The sequence below is a fragment of the Nocardioides eburneiflavus genome (genome assembly GCF_004785795.1).
Taxonomy (GTDB): domain Bacteria; phylum Actinomycetota; class Actinomycetes; order Propionibacteriales; family Nocardioidaceae; genus Nocardioides; species Nocardioides eburneiflavus.
Window position 1 is genome coordinate 484345 of the sequence record NZ_SRRO01000001.1, and the last position, 15886, is coordinate 500230.

Annotated in this window: 17 protein-coding genes and 1 pseudogene; 9 read left to right on the plus strand and 9 right to left on the minus strand. The window is 73.0% G+C overall.

Annotated elements, in window-relative coordinates:
- Nucleotides 1-39 precede the first annotated feature (39 nt).
- Nucleotides 40-729 carry a VOC family protein gene (locus EXE59_RS02290; RefSeq protein ID WP_135837448.1) on the minus strand — a complete coding sequence of 230 codons (690 nt, stop codon included), beginning with the start codon at nucleotides 727-729 and terminating at the stop codon, nucleotides 40-42.
- Between the two features lie 91 nt (nucleotides 730-820).
- Here EXE59_RS02290 and EXE59_RS02295 point away from each other — a divergent pair, with 91 nt between their 5' ends.
- Nucleotides 821-1315: a glutathione peroxidase gene (locus EXE59_RS02295; protein ID WP_135837449.1), complete on the plus strand. Its 495-nt coding sequence runs from the start codon at nucleotides 821-823 to the stop codon at nucleotides 1313-1315.
- 59 nt (nucleotides 1316-1374) lie between these two features.
- Here EXE59_RS02295 and EXE59_RS02300 read toward each other — a convergent pair whose 3' ends face one another.
- The gene (locus EXE59_RS02300) at nucleotides 1375-1764 is read right to left on the minus strand and encodes a DUF1801 domain-containing protein (RefSeq protein WP_135837450.1); all 390 of its coding nucleotides are present in this window, start codon (nucleotides 1762-1764) and stop codon (nucleotides 1375-1377) included.
- Between the two features lie 35 nt (nucleotides 1765-1799).
- Complete coding sequence (locus EXE59_RS02305; protein WP_168218373.1) at nucleotides 1800-2207, minus strand: MerR family transcriptional regulator; 408 nt, start codon at nucleotides 2205-2207, stop codon at nucleotides 1800-1802.
- 147 nt (nucleotides 2208-2354) lie between these two features.
- Between EXE59_RS02305 and EXE59_RS24335 the strand changes: the two are divergent.
- Nucleotides 2355-3047: pseudogene (locus tag EXE59_RS24335) on the plus strand (alpha/beta fold hydrolase); the annotation flags it as partial.
- A 42-nt stretch (nucleotides 3048-3089) separates the two neighbouring features.
- Here the strand turns inward: EXE59_RS24335 and EXE59_RS24050 are convergent.
- Nucleotides 3090-3704: an energy-coupling factor transporter transmembrane component T family protein gene (locus tag EXE59_RS24050; protein WP_210429128.1), complete on the minus strand. Its 615-nt coding sequence runs from the start codon at nucleotides 3702-3704 to the stop codon at nucleotides 3090-3092.
- On the minus strand, nucleotides 3701-3823 hold the full coding sequence (locus tag EXE59_RS24740; protein WP_281280283.1) for a hypothetical protein: 123 nt from the start codon (nucleotides 3821-3823) through the stop codon (nucleotides 3701-3703). Before EXE59_RS24740 ends, EXE59_RS24050 begins: the two co-directional genes overlap by 4 nt.
- A 150-nt stretch (nucleotides 3824-3973) precedes the next feature.
- Between EXE59_RS24740 and EXE59_RS02320 the strand changes: the two genes are divergently transcribed.
- The 4 genes from EXE59_RS02320 (at nucleotide 3974) to EXE59_RS02335 (ending at nucleotide 7873) form a co-directional block, all read left to right on the plus strand.
- Nucleotides 3974-5155 carry a glycosyltransferase 87 family protein gene (locus tag EXE59_RS02320; protein WP_168218374.1) on the plus strand — a complete coding sequence of 394 codons (1182 nt, stop codon included), beginning with the start codon at nucleotides 3974-3976 and terminating at the stop codon, nucleotides 5153-5155.
- Nucleotides 5156-5240: 85 nt separating this feature from the next.
- Nucleotides 5241-6212 (plus strand): hypothetical protein, encoded by a 972-nt coding sequence (locus tag EXE59_RS02325; RefSeq protein ID WP_135837454.1) that lies wholly within the window; start codon nucleotides 5241-5243, stop codon nucleotides 6210-6212.
- A complete protein-coding gene (locus EXE59_RS24745; protein WP_135837455.1) occupies nucleotides 6160-6849 on the plus strand; it encodes a helix-turn-helix transcriptional regulator in 690 nt (229 codons plus the stop codon). The genes EXE59_RS02325 and EXE59_RS24745 overlap by 53 nt, the downstream gene beginning before the upstream one ends.
- A gap of 133 nt (nucleotides 6850-6982) precedes the next feature.
- Nucleotides 6983-7873 (plus strand): alpha/beta fold hydrolase, encoded by an 891-nt coding sequence (locus EXE59_RS02335; protein ID WP_135837456.1) that lies wholly within the window; start codon nucleotides 6983-6985, stop codon nucleotides 7871-7873.
- On the opposite strand, the gene EXE59_RS02340 is transcribed toward EXE59_RS02335, so the two are convergent.
- From EXE59_RS02340 to nirB, 3 genes are read right to left on the minus strand one after another with little or no spacing between them, the layout of a single operon-like run.
- Nucleotides 7833-8945: a uroporphyrinogen-III synthase gene (locus EXE59_RS02340; protein ID WP_135837457.1), complete on the minus strand. Its 1113-nt coding sequence runs from the start codon at nucleotides 8943-8945 to the stop codon at nucleotides 7833-7835. The genes EXE59_RS02335 and EXE59_RS02340 overlap by 41 nt on opposite strands.
- Nucleotides 8942-9331, minus strand: a complete 390-nt coding sequence (nirD, locus tag EXE59_RS02345) for a nitrite reductase small subunit NirD (protein ID WP_342777185.1) — start codon at nucleotides 9329-9331, stop codon at nucleotides 8942-8944. Before nirD ends, EXE59_RS02340 begins: the two co-directional genes overlap by 4 nt.
- Nucleotides 9328-11913, minus strand: a complete 2586-nt coding sequence (gene nirB, locus EXE59_RS02350; protein ID WP_135837458.1) for a nitrite reductase large subunit NirB — start codon at nucleotides 11911-11913, stop codon at nucleotides 9328-9330. The genes nirD and nirB overlap by 4 nt, the downstream gene beginning before the upstream one ends.
- A gap of 137 nt (nucleotides 11914-12050) precedes the next feature.
- Between nirB and EXE59_RS02355 the strand changes: the two genes are divergently transcribed.
- Nucleotides 12051-13508 carry a phospholipase D family protein gene (locus EXE59_RS02355; protein WP_168218375.1) on the plus strand — a complete coding sequence of 486 codons (1458 nt, stop codon included), beginning with the start codon at nucleotides 12051-12053 and terminating at the stop codon, nucleotides 13506-13508.
- A gap of 105 nt (nucleotides 13509-13613) precedes the next feature.
- Nucleotides 13614-14012 (plus strand): DUF1304 family protein, encoded by a 399-nt coding sequence (locus tag EXE59_RS02360; RefSeq protein WP_135837459.1) that lies wholly within the window; start codon nucleotides 13614-13616, stop codon nucleotides 14010-14012.
- Here the strand turns inward: EXE59_RS02360 and EXE59_RS02365 are convergent.
- On the minus strand, nucleotides 13925-14650 hold the full coding sequence (locus tag EXE59_RS02365) for a phosphatase PAP2 family protein (RefSeq protein WP_168218376.1): 726 nt from the start codon (nucleotides 14648-14650) through the stop codon (nucleotides 13925-13927). The genes EXE59_RS02360 and EXE59_RS02365 overlap by 88 nt on opposite strands.
- A gap of 126 nt (nucleotides 14651-14776) precedes the next feature.
- On the opposite strand from EXE59_RS02365, the gene EXE59_RS02370 reads away from it, so the two are divergent.
- A complete protein-coding gene (locus tag EXE59_RS02370) occupies nucleotides 14777-15883 on the plus strand; it encodes an RNA polymerase sigma factor (RefSeq protein WP_135837461.1) in 1107 nt (368 codons plus the stop codon).
- Nucleotides 15884-15886: the final 3 nt, after the last annotated feature.

Consider the following 15886-nt stretch of genomic DNA (forward strand, 5'->3'; position numbering starts at 1 on the left):
CCGGGGCGACATCTCGGACACGTGTGCGGGAGAGTGGCCTCAGAACACCTGCTGACGTAGGCGGAACTCGTTGCCGTCCGGGTCGGTCATCCCGATCTCACCCTCACGTCGCTCCACCACCGCCGCGCCGAGGTGCACGAGACGCTCGACCTCGGCGTCCAGGTCGTCGGCGACCAGGACGACGTACATCCGGCTCCGCCCGTGCCGCTCGTTGAGCGGGGGGCCACCCCAGGCGATCTTGACACCCCCGCCGGGGGGCGAGATCGCCGTCTCCCCGTCCTCGTCCCACACGAGCGGCCAGCCGATCGCCTCGCTCCAGAACACCCCCACCTCACGGGTCCCGTCGCAGGCGAGCTCGCCCAGGAACCCGGTCCCGGCCAGCCAGCTGTTGCCTTCCTCGATGACGCAGAACTCGTTGCCGTCCGGGTCGGCCAGCACCACGTGGTCCTCCTCGGGCGCCTGCCCGACGTCGAGGTGCGTCGCACCGAGCTCGCGGGCCCGCACCACCGTCGCCGCCTGCGGTGCCGAGTTGCTGGTCAGGTGGACGTGGATCTGGTTCAACCCCTGCCTGGGCTCGTGGCTCGCCTCGAAGACCAGCCGGAACGCTCCCTCCTGCCCCGGGTCCAGCTCGGCACCCTGGCGCGACCACCCGAGAAGATCCTCCCAGAAGGTCAGCGACGCCTCAGGGGTCGAGGTACGGATGGCGAGCGCGTGCAACCTGGCAGCCATCCCGGCAGCCTAGGCGGACGTGGGCCGAGGGAGCCCGGGCACGGAATCGAGACAGCGCCCACCAGCCGCCGGCGTGGGGAAGGATCCCCCCATGGCCACCCTGCTCGAGACCCGACTCACCACGCTGGCAGGCGAGCCGACCACGTTCGGCGAGCTGACGCAGGGCGCGGTCGCCCTCGTGGTCAACGTCGCCAGCAAGTGCGGACACACCTACCAGTACGAGTACCTCGAGGCGCTCCACCGGGCGCTCGGTCCGCGCGGGTTCACCGTCATCGGCGTCCCGTGCAACCAGTTCGGCGCCGAGGAGCCGGGCACGGCGGCGCAGATCCAGCAGTTCTGTTCCCGCACCTACGGCGTCACCTTCCCCATGACAGAGAAGGTCAAGGTGCACGGCAAGGGCCGCAGCCCGCTGTACGCGACCCTGGAGAACGCCCGGGATGCGAGCGGCTACTCGGGGAAGGTGCGCTGGAACTTCGAGAAGTTCCTCGTGGCACCGGACGGCAGGGTCGTCGCACGCTTCGACCCCGAGACGCCTCCGGACGCCCCCGAGGTCGTCGACGCGATCGAGGCCCTGCTGCCCGGTTGATCCGGGGCAGCACCCGGTTCCCCGCGTTCCCCGAGTGGCACTTCGACGTGCTCCGGGGCTCAGGGGCGGCTCAGCCGTCGCCAGCCGCCCTGCCGGTTGTGCGCGACGATCTCGGTCAGGATGCCGATCACCGCGTCCCGGTCGATCTCGTCGTGCTCGTAGATCTGGATCGCCCGGCCGGTCGCGTTGCCGTGGCCCTGGTTGATGACGCCGTGGGGGTCGCGGACGGTCGGGTCGTAGAGGAACAGGTTGACGTGGTCCTTCGTCGCGAGCAGGGCGCAGACGTTGCCGTCGAGGACGAAGTAGGGCTGCACCGTCCGCTTGATCGTCTCCTCGATGTCGGGATCGGTGGCCCAGATCATCTCGCGCAGCTGCTCGCAGATCGACCGCTGCCACGCAGGCAGCTGCGCCAGGTAGGCGTCGACTCCGGGATGCGCTCGTCCCGCCATGGGTCGATGGTGGCACGGATGTGCACGATGGCGCGTCAGCCCGGTGACGGGCTCTCTCCGGGGGCGAGCGCGGCGAGGCCGGTCCGGGAGTACTCCGAGCAGGCGGGGCAGCGCCGCATGAGGGAGTGGCGGCACGACCGGACGTGCTCCAGGAACAAGGTCGTCCGGGCCAGTCGGCTGATCTGCTCCTGCAGCGCGGCCAGCTCACCGTCGATCACGGCCCGGCGGCCGTCGGCATGACGATCGAGCAGCGCCGCGATCGTGGCGAGGCCCAGACCCGTGCTGCGACAGTTGCGGATCACGTGCGCCCGCGTGACCTGCTCCTGGTCGTAGGTCCGGTAGCCGCGGGCGGTGCGATCCGGTCTGAGCAGGCCGGCGTCCTCCCAGTGCCGCAACACGTGGGTGTCCACCCCGAGCTCAGCCGCCAGATCCCCGATCAGCATGGGCACAGCATGCACCCGACCCTTGCCTTCAGGCCCACCTGAACCCCTACGTTCGCGAGCATGGACCGCAACCAGCACTGGCATGCGTACGAGTGGGAAGGTCGCGAGATCGCCTGGCGGCGGCTCGGCGAGGGACCGCCGGTGGTGATGTGCCACGGCACCCCCTGGTCCTCGGTGGTGTGGGAGGACGTGGCGGGGGCGCTCGCCGCCACGCGCACCGTCTACCTGTGGGACATGCCCGGCTACGGTCGCTCGTCCAAAGCGCCGCACCACCGCGTCGACCTCGACGTCCAGGGCCGTGCGCTGACCGCGCTGGTCGACGAGTGGGGCCTCGCCGCGCCCGACGTCGTGGCGCACGACTTCGGGGGCGCGGTGGCGCTGCGCGCGCACCTCCTCCACGACGTGCCTGTCCGTTCCCTCGCCCTCGCGGACATCGTGCTGCTCCAGCCCTGGGGCTCGGACTTCTTCAACCTGGTCCGCGACCACAGCGACGTCTTCAGTCGGCTGCCCGCGGGCCTCCACCGGGCGCTGCTGGAGACCTACATCCAGGGGGCATGCCACCAACGCCTCGACCCGCAGGTGCTCGGCTCCCTCAGCGAGCCGTGGCTCTCGGACGAGGGGCAGTCCGCGTTCTACGCACAGATCGCGCAGGCGGACTGCCGCTTCACCGACGAGGTCGTCGAGAGACTGGACTCTATCGCCGTGCCGACCCTGGTCCTGTGGGGCGAGCGCGACGCCTGGCTCCCCGTGGAGCAGGCCCATCGGCTCCACCGGCTGATCCCCTCCTCCCGCTGCCGGACCATCCCGGACGCGGGTCACCTCGTCCAGTACGACGCGCCGCAGGAGCTCGCGGGCCATCTCCTGGCCTGGCTCGCCGCGAGGTCAGTCCCCCACGCCCCGGGCCGCCAGGGCTTCGCCCAGCTCGTCGGCGCGCCGGAGGGTGCGTACGAGCAGGGGCACGACGAGAGCGCGGGGGCTGGACTCCAGGCCGCGGGCGCGCTGGGCGTCGCGCACCTCTGCGGCGAGCTCGATGACCAGCGGTACGCAGCGGATGGCGAGGCTGAGCAGCAGGCCCACCCGGACGGGGTCGACGCCGACGACGCGCAGGGGCCGGCACAGGGTGACGACGACGTCGACGAGGTCGGTGGTGCGGGTGGTCAGCGTGACGAGGTTGGCCAGCAGGACCAGGGCGAGGATGACGCCGACGAGGACGGTGGTGCGGGCCCACCCGATGACGAGGAGCTGGAAGACCGAGAGCGGGACGAGCATCCACAGCAGGGGCCGCAGCATGTCGGTGACCACGCGTGCCGGGACCCTGCCGAGGGGGTGGAGGGCCAGGACGGTCACGAGCGCCGCCGCGGTCTGGGCGGGTGTGTCGACCCAGACCGACCCGGCACCGGCGACGGCGAGCGCACCGAGCTTGGCCCCGGCGGGCAGCCGGTGCAGCGGCGAGGTCCCCGGGAGGTAGAGCCCGAGCGTCCCGACCGTCGCGGTCATGCCATCAGCTCCCGGTAGACCTTCACGGCTTCCTCCGGCGGGCCGTCGTGCACCAGGCGCGTCTCGTCGAAGACCAGGACACGGTCGAAGTCCGTGAGCAGGTCGAGGTGGTGGGTCACGAGGACGACCTGCTGGGGCCGGTGTTCAGGTGAACACCGTTCAGGTCAAGGGTCGGAGGCCCGATGCGGAAATCGTCTCGGAGGGTGGTCCTCGCCGCACGAGGGCGTCGAGCGCGGTCGAGGGCGCCGTCCGGCGTCTACCCTGCGAGGGTGCAGGCCCCGCGTGCGTCCCGTGGTCGGATCCGTGGTCGGGCCTGGTGGCTGCCGCTTGCCGCGCTCGTGGTCGCGGGTGCGGTCGCCGGAGTCGTCACCGCGGCCCGGGGTGAGGTCTTCGGCGGGTTCCAGGACCTGCTGGTCTACCAGTACGCGGGCGGGGCATTGCTCGACGGCCGCTCGCCCTACGCCCACGACGACCCGGCCAGCGGCCTGCCGTTCACCTACCCACCGTTCGCGGCCGTGCTGATGGCGCCGCTGGCCCTCCTGCCGGGGTGGCTCGCCGCGTCCCTGTGGACCGGCGCCTCGGTCGGGGCGCTCAGCGGTTCGGTCGTGCTCGTGCGCCGCGCCCTGGGACGTACGTCCCCCGCAGGACTCGTCGTGCTGCTGACCGTCGCAGCCCTGGCCCTCGAACCGGTGTGGCAGAACCTCACCTTCGGACAGGTCAACCTGCTGCTCATGCTGGCGGTGCTGGTGGACCTGCTCGGCCCGGAGCGACGCCTGTCGGGGGTCGCGCTCGGCATCGCTGCGGGGGTGAAGCTGACCCCGCTCGTCCTGGTCGTGCTGCTCGCGGTCGCGGGACAGCGGGCCGCTGCCACTCGCGCGGCGCTCACGTTCGCAGCCACCGTGGCGATCGGGATCCTCGCGGTGCCGGGCGCGGCGGCGTACTGGGCCGACGGTCTGCTCGCTCCCGGCCGGGTGGGGCCGCCGGCCCTGGCCCACAACCAGTCGGTGTACGGCGCCCTGACCCGGATGCTGGACTCCGGTCCACCGACCCTCCTGTGGCTGCTGGTCGCCGGCCCGCTCGCTGCCGCGGTGGTGCTCGTCGCCGCGGCGTGGTGGCGGCGGGGCGACCGGGCGCTCGGCACGTGTCTGGGCGCGGTGGCCATGCTGCTCGCGTCGCCGGTCGCCTGGTCGCACCACTGGGTCTGGGCCGTGCCCGTGGCCCTCGTGCTGTGGGAACGCCACCGATGGGCGGCAGTCGCGTGGGCCGCCGTGTTCGTCACGCGGCCCATCGTGTGGCCTCCCTGGGGCGCGGGACGCGAGCTCGACTGGGGCGCACAGGAGCACGTGGTCGGCAACGCCTACGTGGTCGCCGCGCTGGCGCTGGCCGCCTGGGCGGGCTGCGGCCAGGTTGCCCGTTCAACCATGGTTGCGCAGCGGCGACAGGTGGACTAGAACGAGGGATGTCCAACGAGGCGCCTCGCACCAGCCCCTTACGCAGCCGGCTCTCCGAGGCGCCTCGGCACGTCACCGGACGGCGGTGATCGAGACGCCTGACGACCTGGTCCGGGCGCGGCAGGCCCACGAGGCGCACGACTGGGCCACCGCCGCGGCACGCTTCGACGCCGTCGGTGCCGAGCGACTCACCGCCGACGACCTCACCGCCTACGCGGACGCCCTGTGGTGGCTCGGCCGCGTCGAGGACAACCTCCGGGTCGAGGCCGCCGCCCACGACGCCCTGCTGGCCCACTCCAGGACGGCCGAGGCGGGATGGGCGGCGATGCAGCTCGGGATCTTCCACCTCGGGTGGGGCGACGTGCCGCAGGCCATGGGCTGGATCGGACGCGCCGCGCGCCTGCTCGAGGGTGCCCCTGAGTGTCCCGCGCACGGGCTGCTGATCCAGGTGACAGAGGTCGAGCCCGCACTGCAGGCTGGTCAGTCGGCCGTGGCGGTCGAGGCGGCCCGCCGGATGCGGGAGCTCGCGGTCCGGATCGACGAGCCCGGCCTGGTGCTCCTGGGTGTCAGCTGCGAGGGGCGTGCCCTGTTCAGGGCGGGCCAGGTGCTCGACGGCCTGGCGCTGCTCGACGAGGCGATGCTCGCCGCCCTGGACGGCCGGCTCGCACCGTTCACGACGGGCGTCCTCTACTGCCACACGATCGCGGCGTGCCACGACGTCGCCGACCTGCGTCGGATGACTCGCTGGACCGACCTGGCCGAGGACTGGCTGTCCTCGCTGTCCGCCGTGGGCGTGTTCGGCGGCCTGTGCGCGGTCCACCGGGCCCAGCTCCACCTGCTGCAGGGGACCTGGGCGGAGGCCGAGCGGTCGGCGCTGCGCGTGGTGGCAGACCTCGACGCGATGCGGGTCGACTACGCGGCGGAGGCCTGGTACGTCGTCGGTGAGGCGCGCCGGCTGCTCGGCGACCCGACCGCCGCGAAGGCCTACGACGAGGCGCACACGCGTGGGCGGGACCCACAGCCCGGGCGAGCGCTCCTCCAGTTCCACCGGGGGTGACGCGGCCGGCGCCGCGACGTCGATCCGCACCGCCGTGGCGGCCGTGGGCGAGGACCCTCTCCGGCGGGCGCCGCTGTGCGCGACCGCGGTCGAGATCGCGCTCGCCGCGGGGCAGCCGGACGTCGCGAGGAGCGCCGCGGCCGAGCTCGCCGAGACCGCGGCGACGTACGGCACCTCGGGGCTGGCGGCGATGGCTGCGACGGCTCGCGGCGCGGTGCTGCTGGCCGAGGACCGCGCCGAGGAGGCGCTCCCGCTGCTCCGCGACACCTACCGGCGCTGGCACGAGCTGGGTGCGGAGTACGACGCCGCCGGCACCTGTGCCCTCCTCGCCGGGGCCTATCGATCACTCGGCGACGAGACGTCGGCGGCGGTGGAGGAGGCCCACGCGGAGGCGGCCTACCTCCGACTGGGCGCGCACCGGCCCGCGCGGCCACCCGACGGCCTGAGCCGCCGCGAGTGCGAGGTGCTGGCCCTCGTGGCCGACGGCCGCTCGAACCGCGAGATCGGCGAGGTGCTCTTCATCAGCGACCGCACCGTCGCCCGGCACCTGAGCAACATCTTCCACAAGATCGGGGTCACCTCCCGGACCCAGGCCGTTCGCTACGCCATCGACCACGAGCTGACCCTCACCAGGTGAGGCCACCACCACGCAGAACCGCGTAGCGGCCTCCCCGAGGTTGGCCGGTCGCACCGATGCCGGCGGCACGCCGGTCGGACGAGCATCCCCTGTGGACGCGCCGAACAGCGGCGCCTCGATCGGAGGGATCACCATGAGCGAGACGAGGATCCATAGGGCGGTGTCCGGCGACGGCACCGAGATCGCAGGACGCGTGATGGGCGCCGGTCCCGCGCTGGTCCTGGTGCACGGCGCCATCGGCGACGGCGAGAACGCGTGGGAGGCGATGCTGCCCCACCTCGTCGACCGGTTCACCTGCTACGTGCCGAGCACCCGTGGGCGCGGGCTGTCGGCCGATCACCCGGACCACTCGCCGCCGCGCCTCGAGGACGACGTGACGGCGTTCGTGGACAGCATCGGCGAGCCGGCGTACGTCGTCGGGTGGTCCGGCAGCGGGGCGTGGGTCCTGGGCGCGGCGGCGCGCAGCGACGCCGTCGCGGCCGTGGCGGCCTACGAGCCGACGGTGATCCCGGTCATGGCCGAGGGCGATCTCGCCGAGGCGATGGGCGCCATGGCGGAGATCGGGGCGGCGGCCGCCGACGACAGGCTGGTCGACGCGATCCGCACCTTCACCTCGTGGATCTGCACCGAGAGGGAGGTGGCCGCGCTCGCGCGGACCGGCTTCGAGGACGTGTGGGCCAGACAGGTGCCGGCGATGCTCCGGCTGGTGCAGCAGGACGGGGCCTACGACGGACCCCGGGCCACCGACCCCGAGGCACTCGCCCGGGTCGCAGTGCCCGTCCTGGTCCTGGCGGGGGAGCAGACCCGGCTGCGGCCGTTCTTCTCCGCCGTGGCGGACCTCATCACCGGGCACGTCGCCGACTCCCAGGTCTGGCGGCTGCCGGGAGCCGGCCACTTCGCTCCCGTGCTCGAGCCGGAGTCGGTCTCGGACGAGCTGATCACGTTCTTCGAGTCCGCCCGGCAGCCAGAAGCGGGTCGGGCGCTCACCCCACCGCCAGCCGGTACCCCCGCTTCACGACCGTGAGCACCGCCTTGGTCCCGATGGCCGCGCGCAGCCGCGCGACCGCCATCTCCACCGCGTGCTCGGAGCCGGCCTGGCCGGAGGGCAGCGCGGACAGGAGCGCCCGCCGCGAGACCACGTGGCCGGGGTTGACCAGGAGCGCCATCAGGACCGACAGCGGCGCAGGCGAGAGCTCGACCGGTACGCCGTCGAGGAGCAGCGAGTCGGAGTGGACGATGAGCGTGCGCCCGTCCGCGAGGCGTACGTCGACGCCGTCGCGCCGGGTCGGCAGCTCGCACTCGAGCTGCTTGACCATCCCGGCCAGGCGGGAGCGCTCGGGGACGATCGTCGGGACGCCCCACAGCTCGAAGGCGGCCGCGGTGACCGGCCCGACGCAGGAGGCGACGACGTCGGACTGGAAGGCCGAGACGATGTCGTCGCGCCGGCCGACGGAGTAGGCCGCCTCCATCAGCGCCCCCACGGCCGGGGCGGAGGTGAAGGTGACGGCGTCGAGCTCGCGGTCGGCGATGAGGTCGATCATGTGGAACATCGGCGACGGGTCGTCGGCCGAGGCGACGCGATAGATCGGCACGGTGACCACCGAGGCCCCCTGCCGGCGCAGCGCGTGCGCGGCCATCGACAGCGACTGGCCGTGCTCCTGCACCACGATCCGCTTGCCGGTGAGGTCGCGGCCCCGCAGGTGCGCGAGGACGTCCTCGAAGCACTCCGACTCCGGCGCCCACAGCTCGCGCAGGCCGTTGGCCCGCAGCACCCCGACGCTCTTCGGGCCGCGCGCGAGGATCTCCGCGGCGCCGAGCGCGGCGACCAGCTCGTCGTACAGGCCTGCGTCGGACGCGGCCGAGAGCCAGGTCTTCATGCCGACGCCGGTCGTCGCGAGGAAGAGGTCGACCGGGCCGACCAGCACCTCCTTGGTGGCGGCGAGCAGCTCGGCGAGGTCGACGTGGTTGGGCTCGAGCGACAGCGCCGCGGCCCACTCGACGGTGGCCCCGCGACGCTCGAGCAGGGCCACCTGCTCCTCGGCCTTGCGAGCAGCGGTGACCCCGATCCGGAAGCCCTCCAGCGGGCGGGCGCTCACGTGGCCTCCTCCACGGGCCCGACGTGCACGACGCCGTCGACCACCGACACGGCGTACGCCGGCACCCGCACGCTGTCGTCGTCGAGGCACTGCCCCGTGCGCAGGTCGAACGCCTGCTTGTACATCGGCGAGCTCACCACCGGCGCGTCGCCGCGGTTGCCGACGATCCCGCGCGAGAGCACGGAGGCCCCGCTGAACGGGTCGACGTTGCCGATCGCGAAGACCGAGCCGTCGTGGGTGCGGAAGACCGCGACCGCGGCGCCGGCGACCAGGGCCGCCACGCCGCCCTCGAGGGGGATGGCCTCGATGGAGCAGACGGCGGTGAGGGACTCGGGGAGCATGGAGTCGGGGGTCATGGCGGGGGTGGACTCGGTGACGGTGCTCACGCGGGCGCTCCGACGGGGATCAGGGCCGGTGCGATCGGCTGGATCTGGTCGCGCTCGGTCGTGAAGGCGATCGACGGGTCCGGGGTGCCGGGGGCGTTGACGAAGGACACGAAGCGCTCGAGCTTGGACGGGTCCTCGAGCGTCGCGCGCCACTCGTCCTCGTAGCCGCCGACGTGCCGTGCCATCTCGGCCTCGAGCTCCGCACCCAGGCCGAGCGAGTCCTCGACGACGACCTCGCGCACCCGGTCGAGCCCGCCCTCGAGCTGGTCGATCCAGGTCGAGGTGCGCTGGAGCCGGTCGGCGGTGCGGACGTAGTACATGAGGAAGCGGTCGAGGTAGGCCACCAGGGTGGCGGTGTCGAGGTCGCCGGCGAGCAGCCGCGCGTGGGCCGGGGTGGCGCCGCCGTTGCCGCCGACGTACAGGTTCCACCCCTTCTCGGTCGCGATGACGCCGAAGTCCTTGCCGCGCGCCTCGGCGCACTCGCGGGCACACCCGCTGACGCCGCCCTTGAGCTTGTGGGGGCTGCGGAGCCCGCGATAGCGCAGCTCCAGCGCGATCGCGAGGCCTACCGAGTCCTGCACGCCGTAGCGGCACCAGGTCGAGCCGACGCACGACTTCACCGTGCGCAGCGACTTGCCGTAGGCGTGCCCGGACTCGAAGCCGGCGTCGACGAGCCGCTTCCAGATCACCGGCAGCTGCTCCATCCGGGCCCCGAACAGGTCGATGCGCTGGCCGCCGGTGATCTTGGTGTAGAGCCCGAAGTCGCGGGCCACCTCGCCGATGACGATGAGCTTCTCCGGGGTGATCTCGCCGCCGGGGATGCGCGGGACGACGGAGTAGGTGCCGTTGCGCTGGATGTTGCCGAGGTACTTGTCGTTGGTGTCCTGCAGCTCGGCGGTCGCCGGCTCGAGGATGTGGGTGCTGGTCTGGCTGGCCAGGATGCTGGCGATGGCGGGCTTGCAGATGTCGCAGCCGCGACCTGTGCCGTGGGCCTCGACGATGTCGTCGAAGCGGCGGTAGCCGTGCACGGCGACGACGTCGAAGAGCTCCTGCCGGGTGAGCCGGAAGTGCTCGCACAGGCCCTTGTCCACGACCTTCCCGACGCTCGCGAAGTGGTCCTCGATGATGTTCTTGACCGTCGAGACGCACGACCCGCAGGTCGATCCGGCCCGCGTGCACTGCTTGACGTCGGCGACGCTCTCGCAGCCCTCGTCGGTCAGCGCGTGCAGGATGTCGGCCTTCGTCACGTCGTTGCACGAGCAGACCTGCGCCTCGTCCGGCATCCCGATCTGCACGCCGCTGGAGGCCGGGAGGATCAGCTGCTCGGGGTTGTCGGGCAGCGCGATCCCGCTGCTGACCATCGGCCGCAGCACGCCGTACGCCGACGCGTCGCCGACGAGGATCCCGCCGAGGAGCCGGGTCCCTTCCTCGGTCACGACCAGCTTCTTGTAGACGCCGGCCACCGCGTCGGAGTAGGTCAGCTCGAGCGCGCCGTCGGTCGTGGCGAAGGCGTCGCCGAAGCTCGCCACGTCGACGCCGAGGAGCTTGAGCTTGGTGGACATGTCGGCGCCGGTGAAGGTTCCCGGCCCGTCGAGCAGGGCGTCGACGACGACCTCTGCCATGGCGTAGCCCGGCGCGACCAGGCCGTACATGGTGCCGCCCGGCGCGGCGCACTCACCGATCGCGAAGATGTGCGGGTCGGCGCTCCGGCACTGCTCGTCGACCAGCACGCCGCCGCGCGGCGCCACCTCGAGGTCGCACTCGCGGGCCAGGGCGTCGCGGGGGCGGATGCCGGCGGAGAAGACGACGACCTGCGCGTCGACGACCTCGGTGGGGGCGCCCTCGTCGGTGCCGGCCTGCCTCACACGCAGGCCGGTGACCGCCTCCCCGCCCTCGATCTCCTCGGTGAGGACACCGGTGTGGACCTTCACGCCGAGCTTCTCGATGTGGCGCACCAGCGTGGAGCCGGCCGAGCCGTCGAGCTGGACCGGCATCAGCCGCGGCGCCATCTCGACGACGTGGGTCTCGAGCCCCAGCTGGACGAGCGCGTTGGCCGCCTCCAGGCCGAGGAGGCCACCGCCGATGACGACACCGCTGGTCGCGCTCGCGCTGGCGGCCTTGATGGCCTCGAGGTCCTCGATCGTGCGATAGACGAAGCAGCCGTCCTTGCCGCGACCCTCGACCGGCGGGACGAACGGCGCCGCACCGGTGGCCAGCACCAGGACGTCGTACTCGTGCACAGTGACCGCACCCGGGTTCGACAGCAGGTCGGCCACCGCCGACGGCGGCGAGACGACGGTGACGGTCTGCGCGACCCGGTCGACCTCCGTCACCACGCTGTCGACGACCAGCCGCACCCGCGGGTCGTCGTACGTGCCGCCGGGAAGCAGCGACAGCGCCTCGGAGCCCTGGCCGAACCAGCTGGTGAGCGCGACCCGGTCGTACGCCTCGCGCGGCTCCTCGCCGAAGACCACGATGTCGTGGGTCTCGGTGAGTCCGCGCTCGACGGCGGCCTGGGCGAACCGGTGGCCCACCATGCCGTGCCCGACGACGACGATCCGCTGACGCTTGCCTGTACCCATGCCGAGGACGGTAGGAAGCGGATGTTCCCGGACCGTCGCCCGAATGTTTCCGGGAGGAAAACTGGGCGGCACGTCCTCACGCCCAACGGGGGGTGGGAGGCGTCGACAGCGGGCCCGCGCGGTGCGAGCGTGGGCGGGTGAGCGAGTGGTTCCTGCCGGAGTCGGAGCGTCCGTGGACCTCCGGCAACCTGGTGGTCCCGCGCGTGCACGGCGCCGTCTACTTCGCCCGGCTGGTCGAGCTGGTGGAGGCCACGGAGGCCGGCGACCGCATCTTCTTCACCGACTGGCGCGGCGACTCCGACGAGCGGCTCACCGAGGACGGACCGACCGTCGCCGAGCTGCTGCGAGCAGCGGCGGCGCGCGACGTCGAGGTGCGGGCGCTGATGTGGCGCTCACACCCGGGGCGCCTCAACAGCGAGGAGAACAGCCACCTCGGACGGATCATCAACGAGTGCGGCGGCGAGGCACTGCTCGACGAGCGGGTGCGCAAGGGCGGCTCGCACCACCAGAAGCTGCTCGTCGTGCGCCACAGGGGCCGGCCGGAGGCGGACGTGGCCTTCGTCGGCGGGATCGACCTCTGCTACAGCCGGCGTGACGACGCCGCCCACGCCGGCGACCCGCAGGCGGCACCGCTGGACGACCGCTACGGCGACGCCCCGCCCTGGCACGACGCGATGGCCGAGATCCGCGGGCCGGCCGTCGCGCACGTGCTCGACACCTTCGCCGAGCGGTGGGACGACCCGACGCCCCTCGACCACCGCAACCCCTACCGCGCCGTCGCGCACCGGGTCGCCCGGATGCCGCGCCGCCCCGAGCAGCTGCCCGAGCGGTGGGACCCCCCGCCCCCGGCTGGCACGCACCTCGTCCAGATCCTGCGTACCTACCCCTTCAAGCGGCCCCGCTACCCGTTCGCGCCTGACGGCGAGCGGTCGATCGCGCGGGCGTACTCACGGGCCTTCGACCGCGCACGGCGCCTGGTCTACGTGGAGGACCAGTACTTCTGGTCGGACGTCGTCGCCACCACCCTCGCCGACGCGCTGCGCCGCGAGCCCGGCCTCCAGGTCATCGCCGTCGTGCCGCGCTTCCCCGAGGAGGACGGCAGGGTCGCCGGTCCTCCGATGAAGCACGGGCAGCGCATCGCGTGGGAGCGGCTGAAGGAGGCCGGCGGTGACCGCTTCGCGATGTTCGACCTGCACAACGCCGCCGGCACGCCGGTCTACGTCCACGCCAAGGTCTGCGTCGTCGACGACGAGTGGATGACGATCGGCTCCGACAACCTCAACCTCCGCTCGTGGACCCACGACTCCGAGCTGACCTGCGCCGTCGTCGACCCCGACGGCGAGCTCGCGCGCGACCTCCGCACGTCGCTGTGGGCCGAGCACCTCGGCCTGCCGGAGGACGATGCACGGCTCACCGACCTCGACGACCCGTTGAGCCTGTGGGCCTCGCGCGTCGGTGCCTCCGGGAGCCGCATCGAGGTGCACGAGCCGCCCCAGCTGTCCCGTCGTACGGCTCGGTGGGCCGCGCCGGTCTACCGCTGGCTCTACGACCCCGACGGCCGGCCCCGGCGGTTGCGGGGCACGTCCGAGTTCTAGGTCGGGCGAGTCTTGACAGTGGTCAGCGTCACTGACCATTATGGTCAGAGAAACTGACCACTTGGGAGCCGTCATGACCAGATCTCGTCCCGTGCGAGCGGCGTGATGGACCTCCTCGCCCAGGTCTGCACGGCCGTGGCCTCCGTCGTGCTGATCGCGGTCTTCCCGTTCGAGGCGTTCCTCGTCGACCGGCCGTGGGTCCAGCGCTTCCTCGGGATCGAACCGCACGGGATCGCCCACGTGCACCTCTGGTCGTTCTGCATCGGCGCCCGCAACGCGCTGGCCGGCGTCGGCGGGCTGGTCGGGCTCTGGATCGTCAACCGCGGCGACGAGACCGTCGGCACGGCCGTGGTCGTCACCGTGCTGGTCTACATGCTGCTGTCGTCGCTCGCGATGGGGATCGCCGACCTGTTCGGCTACTGGCTTCCCCGTGGCGGCAGCGTCCGCGGGACGATCGCGTCGTCCGTGCTGCCGGCGGTCGCCCTCGTCGTGCTGGCACTCTGACGAGGGACCAGGAGCACGCGGCTCGCCACGACGAGCCAGGCGGTCGCGAGGACGACGCTGGCGAGCACGTCGGTGAGGTGGTGCGCACCCTGGTAGAGCCGCGAGGGGGCGACGACCAGCGGCACCAGGAACAGGGGCCAGGTCCAGCGCCGCCATCCCGGCCGCACCCGGCCGGTCCAGAGCGCGATGCCGCCGTACACGAGGATCGCCGTCGCCATGTGCCCGGATGGATAGCTGTGGTCGGGGACCAGGCCCGGGTCGAGGATCTCCACGGGCGGACGGTCGCGCGGCACGAGGTGGGTCACGAGCACGTAGAGCGCGAGGTAGCCGCCGACCAGGACGGTGAAGTAGACGACCGGGCGCCACGACCTCCGCCTCCTGGCGGCGACGAGCGCGACGACGAGCGCCAGGCCCACGCCGACGATCGTGTCTGCCACATGGCTGCCCACGGCCGCGGCGGTGTCGAGAACGGGCGTGCGGTGGGAGGCCAGCCACCGGACGAACCGGTCGTCGCGGGGCTCGACCGCCGACGACAGCGGCCCGGTGATCAGCCACCCCAGTGCCAGCGCGCCGGTGACGAGGACGGCCCACGCGATCCCCAGGGTGCGGGCAGCGGAACGACGGTCCTCGGTGGTCACCGCCAGAGAGTGCACCGGAACCCCTGCCGTCGTCCTCACCCCTGACGCACAATTCGTCGAGAAAAGTGCGTTGGTCCGGCCGCCGTCGGCGCGATCAGTGGTCATCCACGCACCCGAGGAGACCACGTGACCGGCATCCCGCACCCGACGCCCCCGATCTGGACGAGCGCCCAACGGACCCGTCTCGTACGCCTGTGCGCCGCCGTCGTCGGCCCGGGGGCGGCCGAGGACGTGGCCCAGGAGGCGCTGCTGGAGGCCTGGCGGCACCGCGAGCGGCTCCTGGAGCCGGACGGCGCCGACGCCTGGCTCGGTGCGATCGCGCGCAACGTCTGCCGTCGGTGGCTGCGCGCGCAGGGGGCCGACCGGTCCGTCCCGGCCGCGTCGGTGCCCGACCAGGGGGTCGGGCTGGACGACGTCCTCGAGCGCGCGGACGTGGTGGACCTGCTCGAGCGTGCCCTCGGCCGGCTACCGGCGGCGACCGCGGCGGCGCTGGTCGGCCACTACGTCGACGAGCTGAGCCACGCCGAGATCGCGGCCGGCCTCGGGACGACGACCGACGCGGTCTCGATGCGGGTCAGCCGCGGACGGGCGCGGCTGCGGCACCTGCTGGAGACCGAGTACGCCGACGACACCGCCGACTGGAGCCACCCGGACGCGGGCTGGCGGACGACCCGGCTGCCGTGCGCCGACTGCGGCCGGCCCGGCATGGAGATGCGGCGCGACGCCACCGAGGTCGCGTTCCGCTGCCGGCGTTGCGACGACGGCGGCCTCTCCTCCCGCCTGGCGCTCGACGCGCCCGCCTTCGCGGCGCTGATCGGCGACCTGCGGCGACCGACGGCCCTCCAGGCCCGGCTGGCGGCGTGGACGCACTCCTACTGGGCGCAGGTCGCCCCGCGCTGCGTGCGCTGCGACCGACCCGTGGCGGCCAGGGCGTACGCCCGCGACACCGCCGAGCCCTGGCCGGTGCGGCACGGCCTGCTCATCGAGTGCACCGCCTGCGGCGAGGCGGTCAACAGCTCCGTCGCCGGGGCCGTCCTGGCGCTGCCCGAGGTGCGGGCGGCCCGCCGCCGGGATCCGTCGCTGCGCGCGCTGCCGGTGCGCGACGTCGTGCGGGACGGGCAGGAGGCGAAGGTGGTCGCCCTCGGCACCGCCGACGGCACGGCCCGCGTCGGGGTCGTCGTGCTCGAGCAGACGTTGCGCGTCGTCCACGTCGACGCCCCCGCGTACGGCTAGCCG

Coding starts and splice junctions, on each gene's coding strand:
- EXE59_RS02290 (WP_135837448.1), bottom strand. CDS start 729: ATGGCTGCCAGGTTGCACGCGCTCGCCATCCGTACCTCGACCCCTGAG.
- EXE59_RS02305 (WP_168218373.1), bottom strand. CDS start 2,207: ATGCTGATCGGGGATCTGGCGGCTGAGCTCGGGGTGGACACCCACGTG.
- EXE59_RS02295 (WP_135837449.1), top strand. CDS start 821: ATGGCCACCCTGCTCGAGACCCGACTCACCACGCTGGCAGGCGAGCCG.
- nirB (WP_135837458.1), bottom strand. CDS start 11,913: ATGGGTACAGGCAAGCGTCAGCGGATCGTCGTCGTCGGGCACGGCATG.
- EXE59_RS02360 (WP_135837459.1), top strand. CDS start 13,614: ATGGACCTCCTCGCCCAGGTCTGCACGGCCGTGGCCTCCGTCGTGCTG.
- EXE59_RS02335 (WP_135837456.1), top strand. CDS start 6,983: ATGAGCGAGACGAGGATCCATAGGGCGGTGTCCGGCGACGGCACCGAG.
- EXE59_RS02300 (WP_135837450.1), bottom strand. CDS start 1,764: ATGGCGGGACGAGCGCATCCCGGAGTCGACGCCTACCTGGCGCAGCTG.
- EXE59_RS24050 (WP_210429128.1), bottom strand. CDS start 3,704: ATGACCGCGACGGTCGGGACGCTCGGGCTCTACCTCCCGGGGACCTCG.